This window comes from Haloferax elongans ATCC BAA-1513 (assembly GCF_000336755.1).
Taxonomy (GTDB): Archaea; Halobacteriota; Halobacteria; order Halobacteriales; family Haloferacaceae; genus Haloferax; species Haloferax elongans.
The window spans coordinates 26928-44799 of the sequence record NZ_AOLK01000022.1 but is presented as its reverse complement, the minus strand read 5'-3'; the positions used below and the strand labels follow the sequence as shown (position 1 = coordinate 44799).

General features: G+C 60.0%; 22 protein-coding genes. 14 read left to right on the top strand and 8 right to left on the bottom strand.

The genetic code is table 11. The features are described 5' to 3' along the window. Positions 1-81 precede the first annotated feature (81 nt). Positions 82-540, top strand: coding sequence for a hypothetical protein (locus tag C453_RS14620; protein WP_008325591.1), 459 nt, complete (start codon positions 82-84; stop codon positions 538-540). Positions 541-684: 144 nt separating this feature from the next. Here C453_RS14620 and icd read toward each other — a convergent pair whose 3' ends face one another. Further along, positions 685-1944: an isocitrate dehydrogenase (NADP(+)) gene (gene icd, locus C453_RS14615; protein WP_008325590.1), complete on the bottom strand. Its 1260-nt coding sequence runs from the start codon at positions 1942-1944 to the stop codon at positions 685-687. 122 nt (positions 1945-2066) lie between these two features. Here icd and C453_RS14610 point away from each other — a divergent pair, with 122 nt between their 5' ends. The 4 genes from C453_RS14610 (at position 2067) to C453_RS20245 (ending at position 5172) form a co-directional block, all read left to right on the top strand. Then, positions 2067-2987 (top strand): isoaspartyl peptidase/L-asparaginase, encoded by a 921-nt coding sequence (locus C453_RS14610; protein ID WP_008325589.1) that lies wholly within the window; start codon positions 2067-2069, stop codon positions 2985-2987. 347 nt (positions 2988-3334) lie between these two features. Further along, a complete protein-coding gene (locus C453_RS14605) occupies positions 3335-4414 on the top strand; it encodes a methyl-accepting chemotaxis protein (protein WP_008325588.1) in 1080 nt (359 codons plus the stop codon). 58 nt (positions 4415-4472) lie between these two features. Beyond that, positions 4473-4904 (top strand): DUF7522 family protein, encoded by a 432-nt coding sequence (locus C453_RS14600; RefSeq protein WP_008325587.1) that lies wholly within the window; start codon positions 4473-4475, stop codon positions 4902-4904. 100 nt (positions 4905-5004) lie between these two features. Further along, positions 5005-5172 (top strand): hypothetical protein, encoded by a 168-nt coding sequence (locus C453_RS20245; RefSeq protein WP_160163408.1) that lies wholly within the window; start codon positions 5005-5007, stop codon positions 5170-5172. 4 nt (positions 5173-5176) lie between these two features. On the opposite strand, the gene C453_RS14595 is transcribed toward C453_RS20245, so the two are convergent. The 3 genes from C453_RS14595 to C453_RS20010 all read right to left on the bottom strand — a co-directional run bounded on the left by C453_RS14595 (position 5177) and on the right by C453_RS20010 (position 7506). Further along, positions 5177-5365, bottom strand: coding sequence for a DUF1059 domain-containing protein (locus C453_RS14595; protein WP_008325586.1), 189 nt, complete (start codon positions 5363-5365; stop codon positions 5177-5179). 74 nt (positions 5366-5439) lie between these two features. After that, positions 5440-6072, bottom strand: coding sequence for a DsbA family oxidoreductase (locus C453_RS14590; RefSeq protein WP_008325585.1), 633 nt, complete (start codon positions 6070-6072; stop codon positions 5440-5442). Positions 6073-6339: 267 nt separating this feature from the next. Further along, positions 6340-7506: a hypothetical protein gene (locus tag C453_RS20010; protein ID WP_152418072.1), complete on the bottom strand. Its 1167-nt coding sequence runs from the start codon at positions 7504-7506 to the stop codon at positions 6340-6342. Positions 7507-7770: 264 nt separating this feature from the next. On the opposite strand from C453_RS20010, the gene C453_RS20475 reads away from it, so the two are divergent. Beyond that, positions 7771-7926, top strand: a complete 156-nt coding sequence (locus tag C453_RS20475) for a hypothetical protein (RefSeq protein ID WP_008325581.1) — start codon at positions 7771-7773, stop codon at positions 7924-7926. Between the two features lie 28 nt (positions 7927-7954). Here the strand turns inward: C453_RS20475 and C453_RS14580 are convergent, their stop codons facing one another. Then, positions 7955-8596, bottom strand: a complete 642-nt coding sequence (locus tag C453_RS14580; RefSeq protein WP_008325580.1) for a dienelactone hydrolase family protein — start codon at positions 8594-8596, stop codon at positions 7955-7957. A gap of 165 nt (positions 8597-8761) precedes the next feature. On the opposite strand from C453_RS14580, the gene C453_RS14575 reads away from it, so the two are divergent. The 3 genes from C453_RS14575 to C453_RS14565 are packed head-to-tail and all read left to right on the top strand — an operon-like array spanning position 8762 to position 11097. Then, the gene (locus tag C453_RS14575) at positions 8762-9763 is read left to right on the top strand and encodes a thiamine pyrophosphate-dependent enzyme (protein WP_049907782.1); all 1002 of its coding nucleotides are present in this window, start codon (positions 8762-8764) and stop codon (positions 9761-9763) included. Positions 9764-9765: 2 nt separating this feature from the next. After that, positions 9766-10806 carry an alpha-ketoacid dehydrogenase subunit beta gene (locus C453_RS14570; RefSeq protein ID WP_008325577.1) on the top strand — a complete coding sequence of 347 codons (1041 nt, stop codon included), beginning with the start codon at positions 9766-9768 and terminating at the stop codon, positions 10804-10806. Between the two features lie 30 nt (positions 10807-10836). After that, positions 10837-11097, top strand: a complete 261-nt coding sequence (locus C453_RS14565) for a lipoyl domain-containing protein (RefSeq protein WP_008325575.1) — start codon at positions 10837-10839, stop codon at positions 11095-11097. Between the two features lie 66 nt (positions 11098-11163). Here C453_RS14565 and C453_RS14560 read toward each other — a convergent pair whose 3' ends face one another. Further along, positions 11164-11865 carry a metallophosphoesterase family protein gene (locus C453_RS14560; RefSeq protein ID WP_008325569.1) on the bottom strand — a complete coding sequence of 234 codons (702 nt, stop codon included), beginning with the start codon at positions 11863-11865 and terminating at the stop codon, positions 11164-11166. A 147-nt stretch (positions 11866-12012) separates the two neighbouring features. Here C453_RS14560 and map point away from each other — a divergent pair, with 147 nt between their 5' ends. The 3 genes from map (at position 12013) to C453_RS14545 (ending at position 14532) form a co-directional block, all read left to right on the top strand. Further along, positions 12013-12903, top strand: a complete 891-nt coding sequence (gene map / locus C453_RS14555; RefSeq protein WP_008325567.1) for a type II methionyl aminopeptidase — start codon at positions 12013-12015, stop codon at positions 12901-12903. Positions 12904-12954: 51 nt separating this feature from the next. Continuing rightward, on the top strand, positions 12955-13515 hold the full coding sequence (locus tag C453_RS14550; RefSeq protein WP_008325566.1) for an HIT family protein: 561 nt from the start codon (positions 12955-12957) through the stop codon (positions 13513-13515). Positions 13516-13596: 81 nt separating this feature from the next. Further along, entirely contained in the window at positions 13597-14532 is a 936-nt protein-coding gene (locus C453_RS14545) for a cation diffusion facilitator family transporter (RefSeq protein WP_008325565.1), read from the top strand. Between the two features lie 27 nt (positions 14533-14559). Here C453_RS14545 and C453_RS14540 read toward each other — a convergent pair whose 3' ends face one another. Continuing rightward, on the bottom strand, positions 14560-15150 hold the full coding sequence (locus C453_RS14540; protein WP_008325563.1) for a S26 family signal peptidase: 591 nt from the start codon (positions 15148-15150) through the stop codon (positions 14560-14562). An 83-nt stretch (positions 15151-15233) separates the two neighbouring features. Here C453_RS14540 and C453_RS14535 point away from each other — a divergent pair, with 83 nt between their 5' ends. Both C453_RS14535 and C453_RS14530 read left to right on the top strand, forming a co-directional pair. Beyond that, a complete protein-coding gene (locus C453_RS14535) occupies positions 15234-15707 on the top strand; it encodes a GNAT family N-acetyltransferase (protein ID WP_008325555.1) in 474 nt (157 codons plus the stop codon). 118 nt (positions 15708-15825) lie between these two features. Then, entirely contained in the window at positions 15826-16575 is a 750-nt protein-coding gene (locus C453_RS14530) for a class I SAM-dependent DNA methyltransferase (protein ID WP_008325545.1), read from the top strand. Between the two features lie 15 nt (positions 16576-16590). Here the strand turns inward: C453_RS14530 and C453_RS14525 are convergent, their stop codons facing one another. Next, a complete protein-coding gene (locus C453_RS14525; RefSeq protein WP_049907712.1) occupies positions 16591-17871 on the bottom strand; it encodes a tRNA (N(6)-L-threonylcarbamoyladenosine(37)-C(2))-methylthiotransferase in 1281 nt (426 codons plus the stop codon). Position 17872 lies beyond the last annotated feature (1 nt).

The following is a 17872-nucleotide window of genomic DNA, read 5'->3' as shown; positions in this document are numbered from 1 at the left end:
TTTCGAACAGCCAAGAGACACTATCGACGCACCGCGTCAGCCATCCGAGCCCTTCGACGCACCGCGTCACTCCCACTACGAATGCTGAAGCGAACGTGGCAACAACTGGTGCTCCCTCGGTGGGAAGAGCGCCCGGGCGAGATGGCGGCCGTCGGAGTCTGGGGTGCTGCGGTCACCGTGACGCATTTCACCAGTATGGCACTGTTTCTTTACTCACGCATCTGGTGGTGGGACATCTTCGTCCACGCGGCCTCCGGGTTCGGCGTCGCCGCGATACTCTTCGTCCTCAAGCCGCGACTGTTGCGTTCGCCCGTCGCGTTGTTCCTCGTCCTCCCGATGGCTGTCGCCGCTATCGGGACGTGGTTCGAAGTGTACGAACGTCTCTTCACGGACTTCTGGGTCAACTGGTCGCTCGCGTTCTATCTGGAAGACACCGCTATCGACATCGTGGCCGACACCGCCGGTGCAGTAGTCTTCGGTATCGTGCGGCCGCTGTGGGACCGAGTTACGACGTTGCGGCGGGACCCGAACCGGCTGTAATGCGGCCCTAATTTCTCCGCTTCTCGCAGCGGCCACACGGCTCGCGGAGGCAGTGTCAATAAAAAGGCGTTGTGAGAGGTTCGCTTACGCGAGTTCGTGAATGTATCCAGAAATCGGAGATTTCTGGCTGCTCAACGAGCTGGCTTACGCCAATTCGTGAATGTTCTCGACGACCTTCTCGGCGTACTCGCTGGTGGCGAGCTTGTTTCCGCCTTCGATCTGGCGGTGGAGGTCGTACGTGACGTCGCCCTCGGAGATGGTCTTCTCGACGGCGTCGCGGATGAGCTTGCCGGCGTCCTTCCAGCCCATGTACTCGAACATGAGACGGCCGGAGAGAATCATCGCGGTCGGGTTGACCTTGTCCTCGCCCGCGTACTTGGGTGCGGAGCCGTGGACGGGTTCTGCGAGACAGAGACCTTCACCGAAGTTCGCACCGGGTGCGATGCCGAGACCGCCAATCTGTGCGCCGGCGGCGTCGGACATGTAGTCGCCGTTGAGGTTCATCGTGGCGATGACGTCGTAGTCGGCGGTGCGGGTGAGAAGCTGCTGGAGCATGTTGTCGGCGATGCGGTCCTTGACGACAATCTTGTCCTCGGGCTTCTCGCCGTCGTATTCTTCCCAGAGTTCGTCCTCGGTGATGGTGACGTCGCCGAACTCCTCTTCTGCGAGTTCGTAGCCCCAGTCACGGAAGGCACCCTCGGTGAACTTCATGATGTTACCCTTGTGGACGAGGGTGACGGAGTCGCGGTCGTTCTCGATGGCGTACTCGATTGCCTCGCGGACGAGACGCTTGGTACCGAACTCGGTGATGGGCTTGATGCCGATGCCGACGGGACCGTCGTGGATGACGTCGTCGTGACCCATCTCCTCTTCGACGAACTCCTTGACCTTCTGGACTTCGTCGGTACCGGCTTCCCACTCGATGCCGGCGTAGACGTCTTCGGTGTTCTCACGGAACGTGACCATGTCCATCGCCGCGGGGTTCTTGACGGGCGACGGGACACCGTCGAGGTGGTAGGTCGGACGGACGTTCGCGTAGAGGTCGAGCTTCTTGCGGAGCGCAACGTTCAGCGAACGGAAGCCGGCACCGACAGGCGTCGTGAGCGGACCCTTGATGGCGACACGGTGGTCGCGAATGGCGCTGACGGTGTCGACAGGAAGGTTCTCGTCATATTTGTCGCGGGCGGATGCGCCGGCGTAGACGCGCATCCAAGATACAGAGCGTCCTGTCGCCTCTGCGGCAGCGTCGAGGACCTTCTGTGCAGCAGGACCGACGTCGGTTCCGATACCGTCGCCGTGGATAATCGGGATAATCGGGTTGTCGGGAACAGAGAGTTCGCCCGTCTCCTCGTCGACCGTGATCTTCTCGCCGTCTGCAGGAACCTCAATCTGGTCGTAACTCATGAACAATCAGGGGTTTTGAGTGCGTTGTAAAAGTCCTGCCGTTCTCCCCGTGAATTCGTAAATATCTCCGCAAGTCGGTCGCTGTCGATACGTTTACCGGACCCCTCCAACTGCACTCTGGTATGCGAATCGTCCTTCACGGCGGTGCAGGTGACGCTCCCGACGAACCAGAGCCTCGGCAGGAAGTTCTCGACGAAGCGGCTGCGGCAGGTGTCGCAGAGTCAGACCCGCTTTCGGCGGTCGAGACGGCAGTTCGAATCCTCGAATCAGACCGCCGGTTCAACGCTGGTGTCGGTGGCGCGGTGCAGTCAGACGGCGTCGTCCGAACCGACGCTGGCGTGATGCTGAGCGACCGCCGTGCTGGCGCAGCGACCGGAATGGAAGGCGTCGAACACGCCGTCTCAGTCGCCCGAGGAGTCCTCGAAGAGACGCCGCACATCTGTCTCGCTGGCGACCCGGCGGTCGACTTCGCGGCAGACATCGGTGTCGAAACCGGTGTCGACCTCTTCACCGAGGAAACACGCGAGCGCTGGGACGCAGCGAATGCACCCGAGGGGTCGCCGTCGGAGCACCTCACGTGGCTCACCGAACGCTTCGGTGGGAGTACGAGCGACCCGACCGCACAGGTGAGCGACGGGCATCTCGCCGCCAGCAACGCCGACCTTCCGGGTCACGACACGGTCGGCGCAGTCGCCACCGACGGTGAGACGTTCGCGTCCGCAACCTCGACGGGTGGCCGGTGGTTCGCCCTCGCCGGGCGCGTCGGCGACGTTCCACAACTCGGCTCCGGGTTCTACGCGTCACCTGTGGGAGGCGCGTCGACCACTGGCGCTGGTGAGGACATCGCCCGCGTGACGCTCGCTCGGCGGGCAGTCGGGCATCTCGAACGCGGCTGTGACGCACAGACGGCTGCCGACCTCGCTATCGAGGAGTTCGACGAACTCACCGGGTCGTCTGCGGGGGTTATTCTCCTCGACGACGAGGGGGTCGGCTCCGCGTTCAACTCAGAAGACATGCAGATTAGTACGGCATCGTCGCACTGAAAGCTAGTAAAGAGCTCTCCTAGATACTATCGGATTGTAGGGATTTTCTGTTTATTCATGAATACACAGTGGTTATCGGTCCTGATATTTGGACGGCACCACTTATAGCAATTTGGTCAAGACGACTGGATGGAGAGAGACCAATGTTATCAAACATCATGGCAGTGGCTTTGGGGGAAGACGAAGCTGAGCCACGAACGGTCGACAACGAGTTGCAATCGTGTCAGGATTTATCAGAATACCAGACTGAATCGCTACAGTCACTGACAGAGTCCCTGTCTCGTCTTGCAGAGGGTGATTTAACCGTCGACCCCACGATTCCAGAGCCTCCGTCAGACACTGCAGAGATGCACGAGGCTCACGACGCATTTCTGGAGGCTGCAAACGAGCTTTCGCTCGCAGTCGATAGAATCGGCCGTGTCGTCGACAGTTCGGCCGAGCTATCGGAAGACGTCTCTGCGGCGGGACAGCAGGTCGGGTCCGTGGCAGAGGAAGTTACGAACTCTGTCGAAGAGATTGACGCCTCCGCGAGAGAGGTCTCCGAGGGCGTCGAAGCGCTCGCCCACCAGACGACGTCGGTAACGGGGACGCTCGGCGACCTGTCTGCGTCAATCGAGGAGGTTACCGCGTCGACCGACGAGATACAAAACCGTACAGAAGAGGCGACGGTCATCGCCGCAGATGGTGCAGATGAGGTCGAAGAGGCGTTGACTCGAATACGGGCGGCGACCGAGACGTCGGGACAGGTCGCTGCTGAGATAGATAAACTCGAGTCGCAGATGCACGACGTCGAAGAAATCGTAGAGATCATCGCAGACGTTGCGGACCAAACTGGGCTACTCGCTTTGAACGCAAACATCGAAGCGGCGCGTGCCGGGGAAGCCGGCGATGGCTTCGCCGTTGTCGCAAACGAGGTGAAGTCGCTCGCGGCGGACTCACAGGAGTCGACCGGAGAGATATCGGAAATTATCGACACTCTCCAAAAACAAACAGACGAAGTTGTGGACGGTATCCGTGAAGCCAACGCAGACGTTCGTGTGGGAGTCGAGGCAGTAGAACAGACGGTCGACGTCTTCGAGAAGATTCAAGAACGCATCGACTCGACGAACGACGGCGTTACAGAGATTCACCGAGCCGTCGAGCAGCAAGCCGAAAGTACCCAGAAAGTGAGTGGAAACGTCGACGACCTGTCCGCGCGCGCAGAGCAGATGAGCGCGTCACTCGAACAAATCGCCGCCGGACTTGACGAACAGACTGCCGCGATGGACGACGTCGCAACCGTGACTATCGACCTCAGCGACGCGAGTGAGACGATTTACGAGCTCGTCGATAGCTTCAAACTCGACGACGACGAGTCCGCCGATATCGACGCTGTCGATGTCAACACCGATTCGGTGACGGTACAGACCGACGCCATCGAGGACTGAATTCGCAACAGGGTAGGTAGGCGAGAAGCAGAAATACGTTAGAGCGCCATATGTGCTCATGGAACAGACGTCTGGTGACGCAGCGACAGCCTTTGCCGACAGCATCGTCTCGACTTGCCGACCCACACTCGGAGACGCACTGCGGAGTGTCATCTACTTCACGCGGGATGACTTCGACCTGCTCTACGTTCGACAAGACCTCTACGGTGGTGACGAAGAGAAGGCTCGCACAGCGAAGGCTGGACTCGTCGAAAGCGAACGAACGGGCTTCGGCCCTCAAGAGTCGTACGGACGAGAGACCGACAGAGAGTCGAACCCCGAATTCGGTGAGTACGAGTTCACACTCCGCGTGTTCTCGGAGGGCTTCATCGGCCGCGTCGTCGTCGGCGACCACGGCGTCATCGTCACGACCGACGAACTCGAACTGAGTGAGTTCGAAGAGATGGAAGTCGCCCTCGGCCGAATACTCGAAGATAATTGGGAGGCATAACACTCAGCGAGGGTCCGAGAGACCACCACGTTTCTCCCTGTGTCAGCAATCTTTAAATCAACCAATTAACATTATTATGCTCTGTTGTTAATGGAAGAACATGTCTTCGTCGTACCTCGTCGAGTGCCACGACTGTGACTTCGAGAAAGTGATGATTGGCGACGATTTCGCACAGTGGACTGCGGACAAGCATCAAGACAGAACGAACCACGCGGTATCAATTCGAAACACGACGACCGATAAGGTCGTCTATTCTTCGTCGGAATAGCTGGCTACGACGACGGTCCGGCCACGAGGACTTCGCCCCTCGTTTGAATCGCAAATTTACTCACTTCGGTTGGGTCGACAGGAGTGTTGTGTTGGTCGTCCATGTGTTCCATCAACAGCACGCCGACTTCTTCTGGCGAACCGGCCGTGATGGTCGCATCGCAATCGGAGAGACAGCTGGTTTTGAAGGGCATAGACCTTATACAAAACCCATTTTGATATATATGTTACTATATATGGAACTTCTTTCCGGAACTTGTGGGCTCGGTTACACGCCCTCGACGAGTCGCTCTAACTGCTCCGGCGGAACCGCACCCCGAGCAGCGTATCCATCGTACGCAAACGTCGGCACGCCCGTCACCCCGTGGCGCTGCGCTTCGGTGAACTTCTCTCGTACTTCGGCCCGGAGCGTCTCGTCGTCCAATGCCGATTCGACTTCGCCGCCATCGACACCGACAGATTCGGCGAGGTCGACGAGCAGTGCTTCGTCGCCGATGTCCTTGCCGTCCTGCCAGAGCGCCTCGAAGACCGATTCGTCGAAGGCAAGCCACGTCTCGTAGTCGTAATGCTCCTTCAGATAGTACGAGACCACTTGGGCTGGAAGCGAGTCGATGTCCATCGAGATGTCGAGCGTCATCTCGACACCGTACTTCTCTTGGAGGCGGCGAACGCCCTCTTTGGCCTGCTCGTAGTACTCGTCGTCTTTCCCGTCCTCGACGGACGAGTCGATACTGCCATCGGGGCGGCGCTTGTGGCTTCGCAAGTCGAAGGGATGCCAGTCGATGTCGAGTTCCTCGTCTCGGGTCGCTTGATACTGCGAGAGCGACTGGCGACCGAGGTAACAGAACGGACAGACGTAGTCGGAGTAGATGGTGATTCGACCGGCTTCGTCGTTGGTCATGGGATTTGTATTTGTACCAGTTACAAAAGTTGAATATATCAATTTCAAATATTATGACAACAATGAAACTCGATTGGACCGAGTTTAGACCTCAACTAGAAACCGTTCAATTAGGAAGATAATGATCCCAATCGAAACGAGCGTGATGAGGATGTGTATCTCCTTGACGAGTGGATGATATATTGAAACATATACCGATGCCACTACCAGAGCGGCAAACAGAAGCCGTGTCACCCATTTAATTTTATTCATTTGTCGGTTTGGGAACTATACTGTGCTGTTCTCCCCGAACTTGACATTCTTATTCTCAGCTAACCAGTATGCACCAATTCCTCCAGATTTGTCTGATTTTTTCTGGCCACATGCAAATCCGTACGGGTCATATCCGTATCCGGTCACGCTAATAATATAAGCATCTCCATCCTCCAAGTGGTACGTTGGTGAACCAGAATCACCATCCGCAAAATTCGCGCGTGATCTCACACCATGGTTTCTCATATTAGAACAAATAGCAGTCCAATTCGCATTTGTATTCATGATTTTACCAGATGTGAGACCAGTTTGCCGACCCATATTGTATACACAGGGCGAGTTCGATGAATCACTTGCCCAATGATCTAATGTGGGTTTAGTAACATGCCCTTTGACGGAAGGGAACTCGTCGTTGTCATCAATCTCGTTGGGGTAATCGCCTCCACGGCTATCGTCGATGAGAGCCCAATCACCCTTAATATCCGCCTCAATAACTTCTCCAATTTCTTCTTCCGCAGCATCTGCTACTCGACCAATAAGATCATTTTCATCACTGCTACTGCAATTACCAGGGTTATAGAAGTTGTGTGCTGCAGTGAGGAGACATTGTTCTCCATTATATTTCACACCACAACACGAGGTTCCATTCCCCTGTTCGACCCAACCGACATTTTGTCCTCCTTGGACGGTATCTGTCGATTCATTATTCGTACAGTTGTCATCAACAGTATCTTGATCATCACAAGAACCCGCAAAAGACTCTGCACTGTCTCTACTAGAAATCGGAATGTCATCAACCTCCTCAGGTAAGTTATTGCGAACTCTTTCGCGCTGTACAGATTTGTCATCTTTGTCAAGGATTACAGAGATCTGGAATCCATTGTGGCCGCCATAACGGTCTCGGGACTGCTCTAACTCCGTTCCAACGACCTTCGGTGTCGTCCCGAGCCTGTCTCTCGCAGTTCCAAGAGCCTCTATTGCATGTTTTCGATGTTGTTCCCAATCTGCTGGCACAGATAGCCATTTAACGACATTATCACCTGAGACCAACATAGGGTGGTCAACCTTACTTTCCGAGGCTTGTACCGTAGTTCCTAGCCCGGACATCGTAACTGCAGCACCAAGTGTCGAGAGGGCCTTTCGACGAGTCAACTCTAATCCACCAACTTTCTTTGGGGACATACATTCGACCAGATTATGATAAAATATTTAATTATTTCTAATTGACACTACCGTTCTAGTAGAGGTAAATGATGATAGGATATGTCGTGCCACATATATTCGAACTAAGGAGTTAACAGCCCAGAGAATTGTGCTGAGTGGATAGTCTAAGGTCTGGTGGGCGCGCGGATGATAGACATAAGGAGCTTTGGGGGCGTGAAAGTCAAGTCGTACTATTAAACCTAGAGCTAACATACTTCGTAACAACCATTGTTATATATTCACATGGGAAAGCGACACCACCGCTGCAACCTCTGCGGGCGCGACTTCGACATCGGTGCACAGCTCGAAGAATACGTCGAGAGACGGCACCCGAAAGACGACCTTCGCTGGTGGGTCGTCGTCGAGGACCCCGCGAAAGACCTCCAGTTCTCGCGGTGAGGCGGGCCACACCACCCAGCTACGCGTGTTACCCAAGATGCGTCTCGAACCAGTCGGCCGCGAGGTCGGCGACTTCCTCCAGTTCGCCGGAACCTTCGAACAGGTGGCCAGCACCTTCGACGACTTCGAGTGATTTCTCGCAGTGGAGCTCGCCGAACGCGTCGCGGTTGAATTCGAGTACGGTGTCGTCCGCGCCACCGACGATGAACAGCGTCGGAGCAGTCACCTCGTCGAGACGTTCTTCCGCGAGGTCGACGCGGCCGCCGCGGGAGACCACCGCACCGGTCTGGTCGTAGAGTTCGGCCGCCCCGAGAAGGGCCGCGGCTGCACCCGTACTCGACCCGAAATAGCCGATATCGAGGTCGGCGGTGTCGTCTCTGCTCCGGACCCACTCGGTCGCCGCGAGGAGGCGCTGTGTCAGAAGCGAGATATCGAACCGAGTCTCGTAGGTCTGGTCTTCCTCCTCGGTCAGGAGGTCGAAAAGCAGCGTTCCGAGACCCCGCTCGCGGATGACCTCCGCGACGAAGTTGTTTCGCGGGCTCTTGCGACTACTGCCGCTGCCGTGCGCGAAGACGACGAGGCCTGACGCCCCCGACGGAACCGCGAGGTCCCCTTCGAGTTCGACGCCGTCGGCAGGTATCGTCACCGGAGTCGGTGTCGTGCTACTCATGCACACGAATTGTCGCCGTCGGAGTTAGTAATGCACGCACTCAGTCGTTTTCCGTGATGATTTCGAATTCCACAGAGTCTGACGGTCTGTTTTTACATAATTAATGTTAATAGATTTTCGAATGTACGACTACTGGGTATGGTGAGTGTCAACGAACTTCGAACGATGTACGAGCAGATGGTGACTGCTCGGTACTACGAAGAACAGCTACAGGAAGAATATCTCGTCGGCAAGCAACCCGCGTTCGACATCTCGGCGGGGCCGATTCCGGGCGAGTTACACCTCGCTGCCGGACACGAGGCGTCTAGTGCGGGCGTGTGCCTTCATCTTCGCGACGACGACACGGTCACAGCACCCCACCGACCGCACCACGTCGCTATCGCGAAAGGCGTCGACCTGAAGAAGATGACAGCCGAGATTTTCGGCCGAAAGACGGGGCTGTGCCGCGGGAAAGGCGGTCACATGCACCTGTTCGACCCGGACGTAAACTTCGCGTGTTCGGGCATCATCGCGCAGGGCTGCCCGCCCGCTGTCGGCGCGGCGATGGCTGCGAAGAAGCGCAACACCGACTCTGTCGCCGTTGCGTTCCTCGGCGACGGAGCCATCGACCAAGGTGGATTCCTCGAATCGCTCAACCTCGCGAGCGTCCACGACCTGCCGGTCGTGTTCGTCATCGAGGACAACGACTGGGCGATTAGCATGCCGAAAGACCGCGTGACCGACGTCGAAGACGGCTCCCGGCGCGCGTGGGGATTCGACCTGCCCGGCGAGCGAGTCGATTCGGACGACGCCGTCGCCGTCGCCGAAGCGGCGGGGAAGGCAATCGCTCGCGCCCGCGACGGGAACGGCCCGACGCTCCTCGAAGTGCAGGTCCACCGCCGGATGGGTCACTTCATGGGCGACGCGGAGGCGTATCGCCCCGAAGCCGACATCGAACGGGCGAAACAACTCGATTCCATCGAGCGCATCGCGGACGACCTGCGCTCGCACGGCGTCGAGGACGACGAACTCGACGAGATTCGCGAGCGCGCACACGAGCGCGTCGACGACGCAATCTCGTGGGCGAAAGAACAGCCAGAGCCGTCTCCAGAGGAGGCGTACGAGAACGTGTTTACCAACCCGCCAGCGAAGGCGGCGACCGACGGCGGGAACCAGGGAGGTGACTGAGCATGGCGACTGAATCACGAGACGTTACCGAAGCGACCGAGACAGAGCGGGAACTGACGATGAGCAGGGCGATGGTCGAAGCCGTCGCCTGGGAGATGCGAAACGACGAGGACGTATTCCTCATGGGCGAGGACGTCGCCGACTACGGCGGTATCTTCTCCAGTACGACCGGTCTCCTCGACGAGTTCGGCCGGGACCGCGTGATGGACGTTCCCATCAGCGAGACGGCCTACATCGGCGCGGCCGTCGGCGCGGCACAGGCCGGAATGCGCCCGATTGCCGAACTGATGTTCGTCGACTTCTTCGGCGTCGCCATGGACCAGATCTACAACAACATGGCGAAGAACACCTACATGAGCGGGGGGTCGTTCTCCGTCCCGATGGTGCTGACCACGGCAGTCGGCGGCACCTACAACGACGCGGGGCAACACTCCCAGACGCTCTACGGGACCTTCGCCCACCTGCCGGGGATGAAAGTCGTCGTTCCGAGCAACGCCTACGACGCCAAGGGCCTGATGCACAGCGCCATCCGCGACGACGACCCCGTGGTGTACATGTTCCACAAGCGCCTGATGGGTCTCGGCTGGATGCCGTCACCATCCGGGCCGAAGACGTCCGTCCCGAAAGAAGACTACACGATTCCGTTCGGTGAAGCGGACATCAAACGCCCCGGCGACGACGTGACGGTCGTCACGCTCGGACTCCACGTCCACCGGGCGCTCGACGCCGCGAGCAGGCTCGAAGACGACGGTATCGACGCCGAAGTCGTCGACCTGCGAACCCTCGTCCCGCTCGACACCGACACTATCCTCGACTCGGTGCGCAAGACGGGGAAACTCCTCGTCGTCGACGAGGACTACCAGTCGTTCGGTGTGACGGGCGAGATTATCGCGCGGGCCGCCGAAGGCGCGCTCGACGACCTCTCGGCGGTCAAGCGCCTCGCAATCCCGGACGTGCCGCTACCCTACGCCCGGCCGCTGGAAGACGAGGTCATTCCCGGCACCGAAGGCATCGCCGAGGCAATCCGCGAACTCCACGAATGAGCCAGCGCGACCGACGAGTGGGGGCCGCCCATGGCTGAGACGGTCGACGTGGACTCGGCGACCGTCTGGCCCGAAGACGCGGAGGATGTCACCGAGGCGTACCTCGCCAACTGGTTCGTCCGCGAGGGCTCGCCGGTCGACCAAGGCGAGACGCTCTGTGAGATGCAAGTCGAGAAAGTGAGTATCGACGTGACCGCGCCCGTTTCGGGCACCGTCAGCGAAATCGTCGTCGGCGAAGGTGCCGACTTCGACCACGGTGACATCCTCGCTCGAATTCGGCCGAGTGCGTGAGCAGGAGTCGGGGAAGCCGACCCTGACTCGGCGGCACTATTCTTTTGGCACGTCGCTGGAGCGACCTCAGACCAGCGCGGGCTGCCGGGGTTCGAGAATCTTCGAGTCCTTGCGCGACTCGTGGGTCATGTCTACGTCGATGCTGACGAGGTCGTCGTCGTAGAAGTCGTAGGCGGTGAGCGTGCCGCCGTAGACCGCGCCGGTGTCGAGACCCATGGCGTGCTGGAAGACCGCTGGGTGAGCCATGACGGTGTGGCCGAAGAAGACGCGCTCGGGGCCGTCGTAGTGTTCGAACCAGAACGGGCCGTCGTAGCTGTCACCGGGGTTCATCGCCCGCGTGTTCTGTAACTTGTCCACGTCGTGTTCTTCGAGCGGGACTTCGGGGTGGACGCCGCCGTGGACGACGAGCGTGTCTTCCCACGAGATTGCGACCGGCAGCGACTCCATCCAGTCGAGGTCCTCGTCGGTGAGCGCGTCGATTTCTTTCGTTCCGCGGATGAGTTTCTCTTCGTTGTTCCCGCGGACCGTGAGGAAGTTGTCGCGCTCGCGAACGTAGTCGACGACGCCCTTGCTGTCCGGGCCTTTCCGAACGAGGTCGCCGACGAAGACGACGAGGTCGTCGTCGGAGGGGTCGAGGCGGTCGACTAAGCGTTCAAGCGCGGACAGGCACCCGTGAACGTCGCCGACGACGTACACGTCGTTCCAGTCGTCGATATCCACTCGAAGGTGCTGCTCGGCGACGTCGGGATGGAAGGAAAGTGCGCTCATGTGGGTCTGTCTTCCGATACGAATGCTCTGGGGTTAAGAAAGGTTTGCTAGTTGTGGAAATTTGAGCTATATAGTCATACGACAGTGTGTGGCAGACTCCGATTTCGTCCCGCAATCGCTTTCCCACGGCGTCCCGAAGTCGCGGACATGAGTATCGGACCCCTCGACGACGAGACGGTCGAAAAGTATCAGGAAGCGGGGGAGGTACTCCGCACGGTGATGGACGAGGCGGCCGAGATGGTCGAACCCGGGGTCACCCACCTCGAAGTCGCGGAGTACGCCGAAGGGCGCATCCGCGAACTCGCAGACGGCTGTGCGTTCCCTGCCAACATCAGCGTCAACGAAGAGGCGTCGCACGCGAGCCCCGGCCGGGACGACGACACCGTCTTCGGTGAGGACATGGTCTGTCTCGACCTCGGCGTTCACATCGACGGCTACATCGCCGACGCGGCAGTGACCATCGACCTCTCCGGCAACCCGGAGATTCCCGAGGCCGCCGAAGAGGCGCTCGACGCCGCCCTCGACATGGTCGAGGCGGGTGCAGACACGGCTCACATCGGTGCCGAAATCGAGGACGTCATCCGCGGCTACGGCTACACGCCGGTTCTCAACCTCTCCGGGCACGGCGTCGAGCGGTGGGACGCCCACACCGACCCGACCATCCCGAACCGCGGCGCAGAACGCGGCACGGAACTCGAAGTCGGCGACGTCATCGCAATCGAACCCTTCGCCACCGACGGCTCCGGTAAAGTCACCGAAGGCTCGAAAAACGAGATTTACAGCCTCGTCAACGATCGCTCGGTCCGCGACCGGATGTCGCGCAAACTCCTCGATGAGGTCCGCGAGGACTACAAACTGCTTCCCTTCGCGGCTCGCTGGTTCGACGGCGGCCGCTCCGAGATGGCGATTCGTCGTCTCGAACAGCAGGGCGTCTTCCGTGGCTACCCCGTCCTGAAGGAAGAAGACGGTGCGCTGGTCGGGCAGGCCGAACACACCGTCATCGTCACCGAAGACGGCTACGAGAACATCACCAAGTAGTCGCGTTCAGAGACCGAAACCGCTTGCATCCCCCCGTCCCTTCACCCCCTCATGGACCAACTGTTCGCACCGTGGCGTATCGAGTGGGTGACGCGGGACGGCGACCAAGGCGCCGAAGATGCGGACGAGGACTTCTGTCCCTTCTGTGCACTCCCCGAGCGCGACGACGACGCCGAGAGCAAAATCGTCGCGCGCTCGGAACACTCGTTCGTCATCCTCAACAACTCCCCTTACGCGCCCGGTCACGTGATGGTCATCCCGTACCGACACACCGGCGACTTCACTGAGCTCTCCGACGAAGAACTCCTCGACCACGCCCGCCTCAAGTCACGGACGCTCGACGCGCTCGACGCCGCGTTCGACCCCCACGGCTTCAACGCGGGCGAGAACCTCGGCAGTTCGGCTGCGGGTGGGTCTATCGACGACCACCTCCACACCCACGTCGTCCCGCGCTGGAACGGCGACACCAACTTCATGCCCGTCATCTCGGACACGAAAGTGCTCGTACAGGCGTTGGACGACTCCTACGACCAACTCCACGACGCCTTTGCCGACCTCGACGAGGCGGTCGTCGGCGACGACGGCGAAGCCGCCTTTCTTGATTTAGACTGAATCTAAAACTCTCGTGAAGCTCGTCTAAAAGGCCTCAATAGCCCGAAGCTGATTTTAACCCCCCGTTCGAAAGCCACGGTAATGGAGCGGAAACGGGCCATCCGTCGGGTCGGTGTCGTCGTCCTCGTGGCGAACCTGCTACTCGTCCTCGGGAAAGGGGCAGTGTGGTGGTCGACGGGGAGCTTGGCGGTCGGGTCCGAGGCGGTGAACAGCCTCGCAGACACCGTCTACAGTACGATTATCCTCGCCGGGCTGTATCTCACGACGAAGCCGCCGGACTTCGAACACCCCCACGGTCACGAGCGAATCGAACCGTTCGTCTCGCTTTTCGTCGCTGTGGGTGTCTTCGCGGCGGGGGGTGCGATTCTCTGGCAGAGTACGACGAGCATCCTCAACGACACCTACGGCGGCTCTGCAGGGACACTCGGTGTATTAGTCCTCGTCGCTGCCGCGGTGTTCAAATACGGCCTCTATCGCTACTGCGACCGTGTCGGCCGCGAACGGAACTCTCCGGCCCTCGTCGCCGCCGGTCTGGACAACCGAAACGACATCCTCACCGCCGCCGCCGCGCTCGTCGGTGTTCTCGGCAGTCAGGCGGGGTATCCCGTCCTTGACCCACTCGCCGCGATGGTTGTCTCCCTCGGTGTCATCTACACGGGGTTCGAAATCGTCCGCGACAACGTGAGCTACCTCGTCGGTGCCGCGCCGCCGGAGTACCTCCGCGCGCTCATCGTGCAGACGGCGCTCTCACACCCTGACGTCTACGGGGCACACGACGTCGTCGCGCACTACGTCGGCCCGGAAATCGACGTGAGTCTCCACATCGAAGTCGAAGGCGACATGACGCTCGCCGAGGCCCACGACATCGAGTCGTGGGTCGTCGGTGCGATTCAGGAAATCGACGAGGTCGACGACGTGTTCGTCCACGTCGACCCCAGAGAACTCGGCGAGTGGAAAGAAGACGACACCGACACGGAGCGCTTTACCGCGTTCTCTCCGGACGGCGGCGACCGATAACCGTCGCGGCGACTATCCTCTCGGTGGTCAAAAGAAGGCCTTGAACTCCAGTCGGAGCGACCCGAGATACGGCGCGTGGAACTGCGCTTTCGAGCGAACCCACGACGGACGAACCGGCGGTGCGATGTCCTTCGCCTGGTCGTAGTACTCGTTGTTGTCGCCGCGGGTGATGTACCCCGAATGCGGCGCGGGACAGTGCCACAACTCCGCACAGGAGTCGGCACCGTCGACGTACGAGTGGTTCGCCTCGTCGTACCAGTTTTCGCCCTTCTCGACGTAGAACACCGCCCGGTGGATTATCGGTGACTCCTCTCTCGACGGTGGGGAGAAAATTATCACATCCCCTGTCTCCCCGATTCGGCCGTATCCATTGCTCTCGTTGGCCGTGACGACACCATGCTCGTCTGCTGCGGGGCCTGCGTATCGCCCCTCTTCGGAGACGATGACGAGGTCTCCGCGTTCGAGATGCGGTTCCATACTAGGGCTTTCTATCGCGACCATCGGCGGCCAGACACCGGTGACGGCAAAGAGGAGGACAGCGACGAGAGCGACTGCAGCGAGCGTCTGGAGGACATCTCCAGCGAAGAGACGCCAGAGTGACGGGCTGTCGGAGGACACAACGAATAGACGGGAATAAATGACAATAATTTGTTGGTTTTGCGGGCAGAACGGTTACGACCGACTGTTGTCTCACTACCCGTATGGCTCTCTCGTACGATATTGTTGCCGAGTTCCCCGACCCCGAGACGTACGTCGCCCTCCGCGATGCCGCCGATATGGCACCTCGGTCGCTCGACGCAGCGAAGCGCGGCCTCCCGAACACGACGTTCGGCGTGAGCGTCGTCGCCGAGAACAGAGCGGGCGAAGACGGCACTGGTGGGGACGAATCCGAGGAAATCGTCGGCATGGGCCGACTCGTCGGCGACGGCGGCACAGTCTATCAGGTCGTCGACGTGGCGGTTCACCCCGACCATCAGGGACAGGGACTCGGAACTCGCATCATGGACGCCCTCGTCGACTACCTCGACCGGGAGGCACCGCCGACTGCATTCGTGAACCTCCTCGCCGACGTGGACGGGTTTTACGACCGATGGGGGTTCGAACCGACCGCCCCGGCCTCGAAGGGGATGTTCCTCCGAGTCGGTGGCGGTGGTGTGTCTGGCCGCGACGAGTAACGGACTGCCCTCACCGCGACGAGTAATCGAGTGCCGTGGTGTTCGGCCACCCACTCTGTTTTCAAACCCCTCGTGACACCGAGCGAAGGTTTATGGGCGAATCGGACGCAAAACAGCTATGGATTCGGATGGCGTCGCTGGGTTCTACGACGCGTGGGCCACCGTGTACGATGCGGAGCAGACGCCGACTGACGATGTCCAGTACTATCTCGACCGCGCCCGCGACGTCGACGGGCGGGTGTTAGAGGTCGGCTGTGGGACTGGCCGTATCTATCTCGAACTCCTGCGGGAAGGAATCGACGCGTCCGGTATCGACCTCTCGTCGGGGATGCTCGACCGACTCAAGACGAAAGCGTACGCCGAGGGACTCGAACCTGACGTCCGGCGTGCAGACATGCGCGAATTCACCGTCGAAGAGCCCTACGACCTCGTCATCGTCCCGTTTCGGGCGTTTCTCCACAATCTGACCATCGACGACCAACTGGCCGCACTCCGGTCACTCCTCGCCGCCACTGCCGACGACGGGGAGTTGGTGGTGAACTTCTACGCTCACGACTGTGAGTTCATCATCGAGAACTACGGTATCGAAGAGACCGAGCAGGTCGAAATCGGTGACGAGAGCTATCGAGTGCTCCACCGCGCCGACTTCGAGGACGAAGTCGAGGGCATCGTCAAAGGCGAGAAAGTCCTGTTCGACCAGCACGACGAGGTGGTCGTCTCCGAGACCTACCGCGTCGCGTCGCTTACGAAACGCGAGTTCGAACTCCTGTTGCGACTCGCCGGCGCGTCGTCGTGGCGACTCACGAATCTCGACGGAGAGCCGGTCCAATCGGTCGAAGACGAACTCGTCTGGTCGATAACGCCCTGAAAAAAGCGTCGCGGCTCAGGCGGCTTTCGGTTCGGCGCGCTTCTCGACAGGTTCGCCGAAGGCGTACACCGTCTGGTGTGCAGTGACCTCGACGTGAGTGAAGTCGCCTGGTTCGAGACCGTGTTCGGAGGCGTTCTGGACGATAATCTGGCGGTACGCCGCGTCGCGGCACTTCACGGAGTCGCCGGTTCCCTCTTGGACGACGAGTACCTCCTGTTCGGTGCCGACCATCTCTTCGTAGGCCTCGGCGACGATGTCCATCTTCGCTTCGGACATCTCCTTCGAGCGCTCCTTCTTGATGGTCCCGCCGAGTCCCTTCAGGTTGGCCGCGTCGGTGCCGGGGCGCTTCGAGAACCGCGTGACGTTGACCTTCTCCGGGCGAATCTCGCGCAGGAGGTCCATCGACCGCTCGTGGTCCTCGTCGGTCTCGGTCGGATAGCCGACGATGAAGTCCGTCGAGAGCGTCCAGTAGTCGAGCGTCTCGTCGAACGTCTCGACGATGTCGCGGAACTTGTCCACGCGGTGCTGGCGGCGCATGTGTTCGAGCACCTCGTCGGAACCCGACTGGACGGGCGCGTGGATGAAGTTGTAGAGCTTGTCGTGCTTCGCGAACACGTCGGCGAGTTCCTGCCGGATACCGTGGACGCCACCGGGGTTGGCCATGCCGACGCGGACGCGGAAGTCGCCCTCGATTTCCGAGCAGATGCGGTCGAGCAGTTCGGGGAGCTTCCGGTCGCCTTTGTCCCAGCCGTAGACGCCGGTGTCTTGGCCGGTGATTCGGAGTTCCTTCGCCCCGGCGTGGACGAGCGCGCGAGCTTTCTCGACGTTCTCTTGGACCGACGGCGAGTCAACGCGGCCGGTCGCGAACTTCGTGATGCAGTACGAGCAGTTCGACATGCACCCGCGGGCGATGGGGAGGATGCCGACGATGCCGTCTAACACCGGCTCGACGCCGGGGCCGGGCGTCGGGCACTCGCCGTTGGTGACGGCGGTCGGAACGTCGTCCCAGTGGAGAATCTGGGCGTCGACGCCCTCGTCGCGGAAGTCGTCGCCCTGTGCGAGCGCCATACAACCGGTGACGATGAGGTCGGCAGTTTCCTGTTCGAGTTCTTTGGCCCGACGGAGCATGTTCCGCTCCGTCTTCTCCACGACCGTACAGGTGTTCATGATGGCGACGTCGGCTTCCTCGGGACCATCGACGCGGTAGTGACCAGCGTCGCGGAGCGCGGACTCGATGGCGCGGCTCTCACCGCGGTTCGAGGTACAGCCGTACGTCTCGATGTGGTATCGGGCCATT

Excerpts from the sequence above, each read along its gene's own strand:
- C453_RS14620 (WP_008325591.1), top strand. The coding sequence starts at position 82 with ATGCTGAAGCGAACGTGGCAACAACTGGTGCTCCCTCGGTGGGAAGAG.
- icd (WP_008325590.1), bottom strand. The coding sequence starts at position 1,944 with ATGAGTTACGACCAGATTGAGGTTCCTGCAGACGGCGAGAAGATCACG.
- C453_RS14610 (WP_008325589.1), top strand. The coding sequence starts at position 2,067 with ATGCGAATCGTCCTTCACGGCGGTGCAGGTGACGCTCCCGACGAACCA.
- C453_RS14605 (WP_008325588.1), top strand. The coding sequence starts at position 3,335 with ATGCACGAGGCTCACGACGCATTTCTGGAGGCTGCAAACGAGCTTTCG.
- C453_RS14600 (WP_008325587.1), top strand. The coding sequence starts at position 4,473 with ATGGAACAGACGTCTGGTGACGCAGCGACAGCCTTTGCCGACAGCATC.
- C453_RS20245 (WP_160163408.1), top strand. The coding sequence starts at position 5,005 with ATGTCTTCGTCGTACCTCGTCGAGTGCCACGACTGTGACTTCGAGAAA.
- C453_RS14595 (WP_008325586.1), bottom strand. The coding sequence starts at position 5,365 with ATGCCCTTCAAAACCAGCTGTCTCTCCGATTGCGATGCGACCATCACG.
- C453_RS14590 (WP_008325585.1), bottom strand. The coding sequence starts at position 6,072 with ATGACCAACGACGAAGCCGGTCGAATCACCATCTACTCCGACTACGTC.
- C453_RS20010 (WP_152418072.1), bottom strand. The coding sequence starts at position 7,506 with ATGTCCCCAAAGAAAGTTGGTGGATTAGAGTTGACTCGTCGAAAGGCC.
- C453_RS20475 (WP_008325581.1), top strand. The coding sequence starts at position 7,771 with ATGGGAAAGCGACACCACCGCTGCAACCTCTGCGGGCGCGACTTCGAC.
- C453_RS14580 (WP_008325580.1), bottom strand. The coding sequence starts at position 8,596 with ATGAGTAGCACGACACCGACTCCGGTGACGATACCTGCCGACGGCGTC.
- C453_RS14575 (WP_049907782.1), top strand. The coding sequence starts at position 8,762 with ATGTACGAGCAGATGGTGACTGCTCGGTACTACGAAGAACAGCTACAG.
- C453_RS14570 (WP_008325577.1), top strand. The coding sequence starts at position 9,766 with ATGGCGACTGAATCACGAGACGTTACCGAAGCGACCGAGACAGAGCGG.
- C453_RS14565 (WP_008325575.1), top strand. The coding sequence starts at position 10,837 with ATGGCTGAGACGGTCGACGTGGACTCGGCGACCGTCTGGCCCGAAGAC.
- C453_RS14560 (WP_008325569.1), bottom strand. The coding sequence starts at position 11,865 with ATGAGCGCACTTTCCTTCCATCCCGACGTCGCCGAGCAGCACCTTCGA.
- map (WP_008325567.1), top strand. The coding sequence starts at position 12,013 with ATGAGTATCGGACCCCTCGACGACGAGACGGTCGAAAAGTATCAGGAA.
- C453_RS14550 (WP_008325566.1), top strand. The coding sequence starts at position 12,955 with ATGGACCAACTGTTCGCACCGTGGCGTATCGAGTGGGTGACGCGGGAC.
- C453_RS14545 (WP_008325565.1), top strand. The coding sequence starts at position 13,597 with ATGGAGCGGAAACGGGCCATCCGTCGGGTCGGTGTCGTCGTCCTCGTG.
- C453_RS14535 (WP_008325555.1), top strand. The coding sequence starts at position 15,234 with ATGGCTCTCTCGTACGATATTGTTGCCGAGTTCCCCGACCCCGAGACG.
- C453_RS14530 (WP_008325545.1), top strand. The coding sequence starts at position 15,826 with ATGGATTCGGATGGCGTCGCTGGGTTCTACGACGCGTGGGCCACCGTG.
- C453_RS14525 (WP_049907712.1), bottom strand. The coding sequence starts at position 17,871 with ATGGCCCGATACCACATCGAGACGTACGGCTGTACCTCGAACCGCGGT.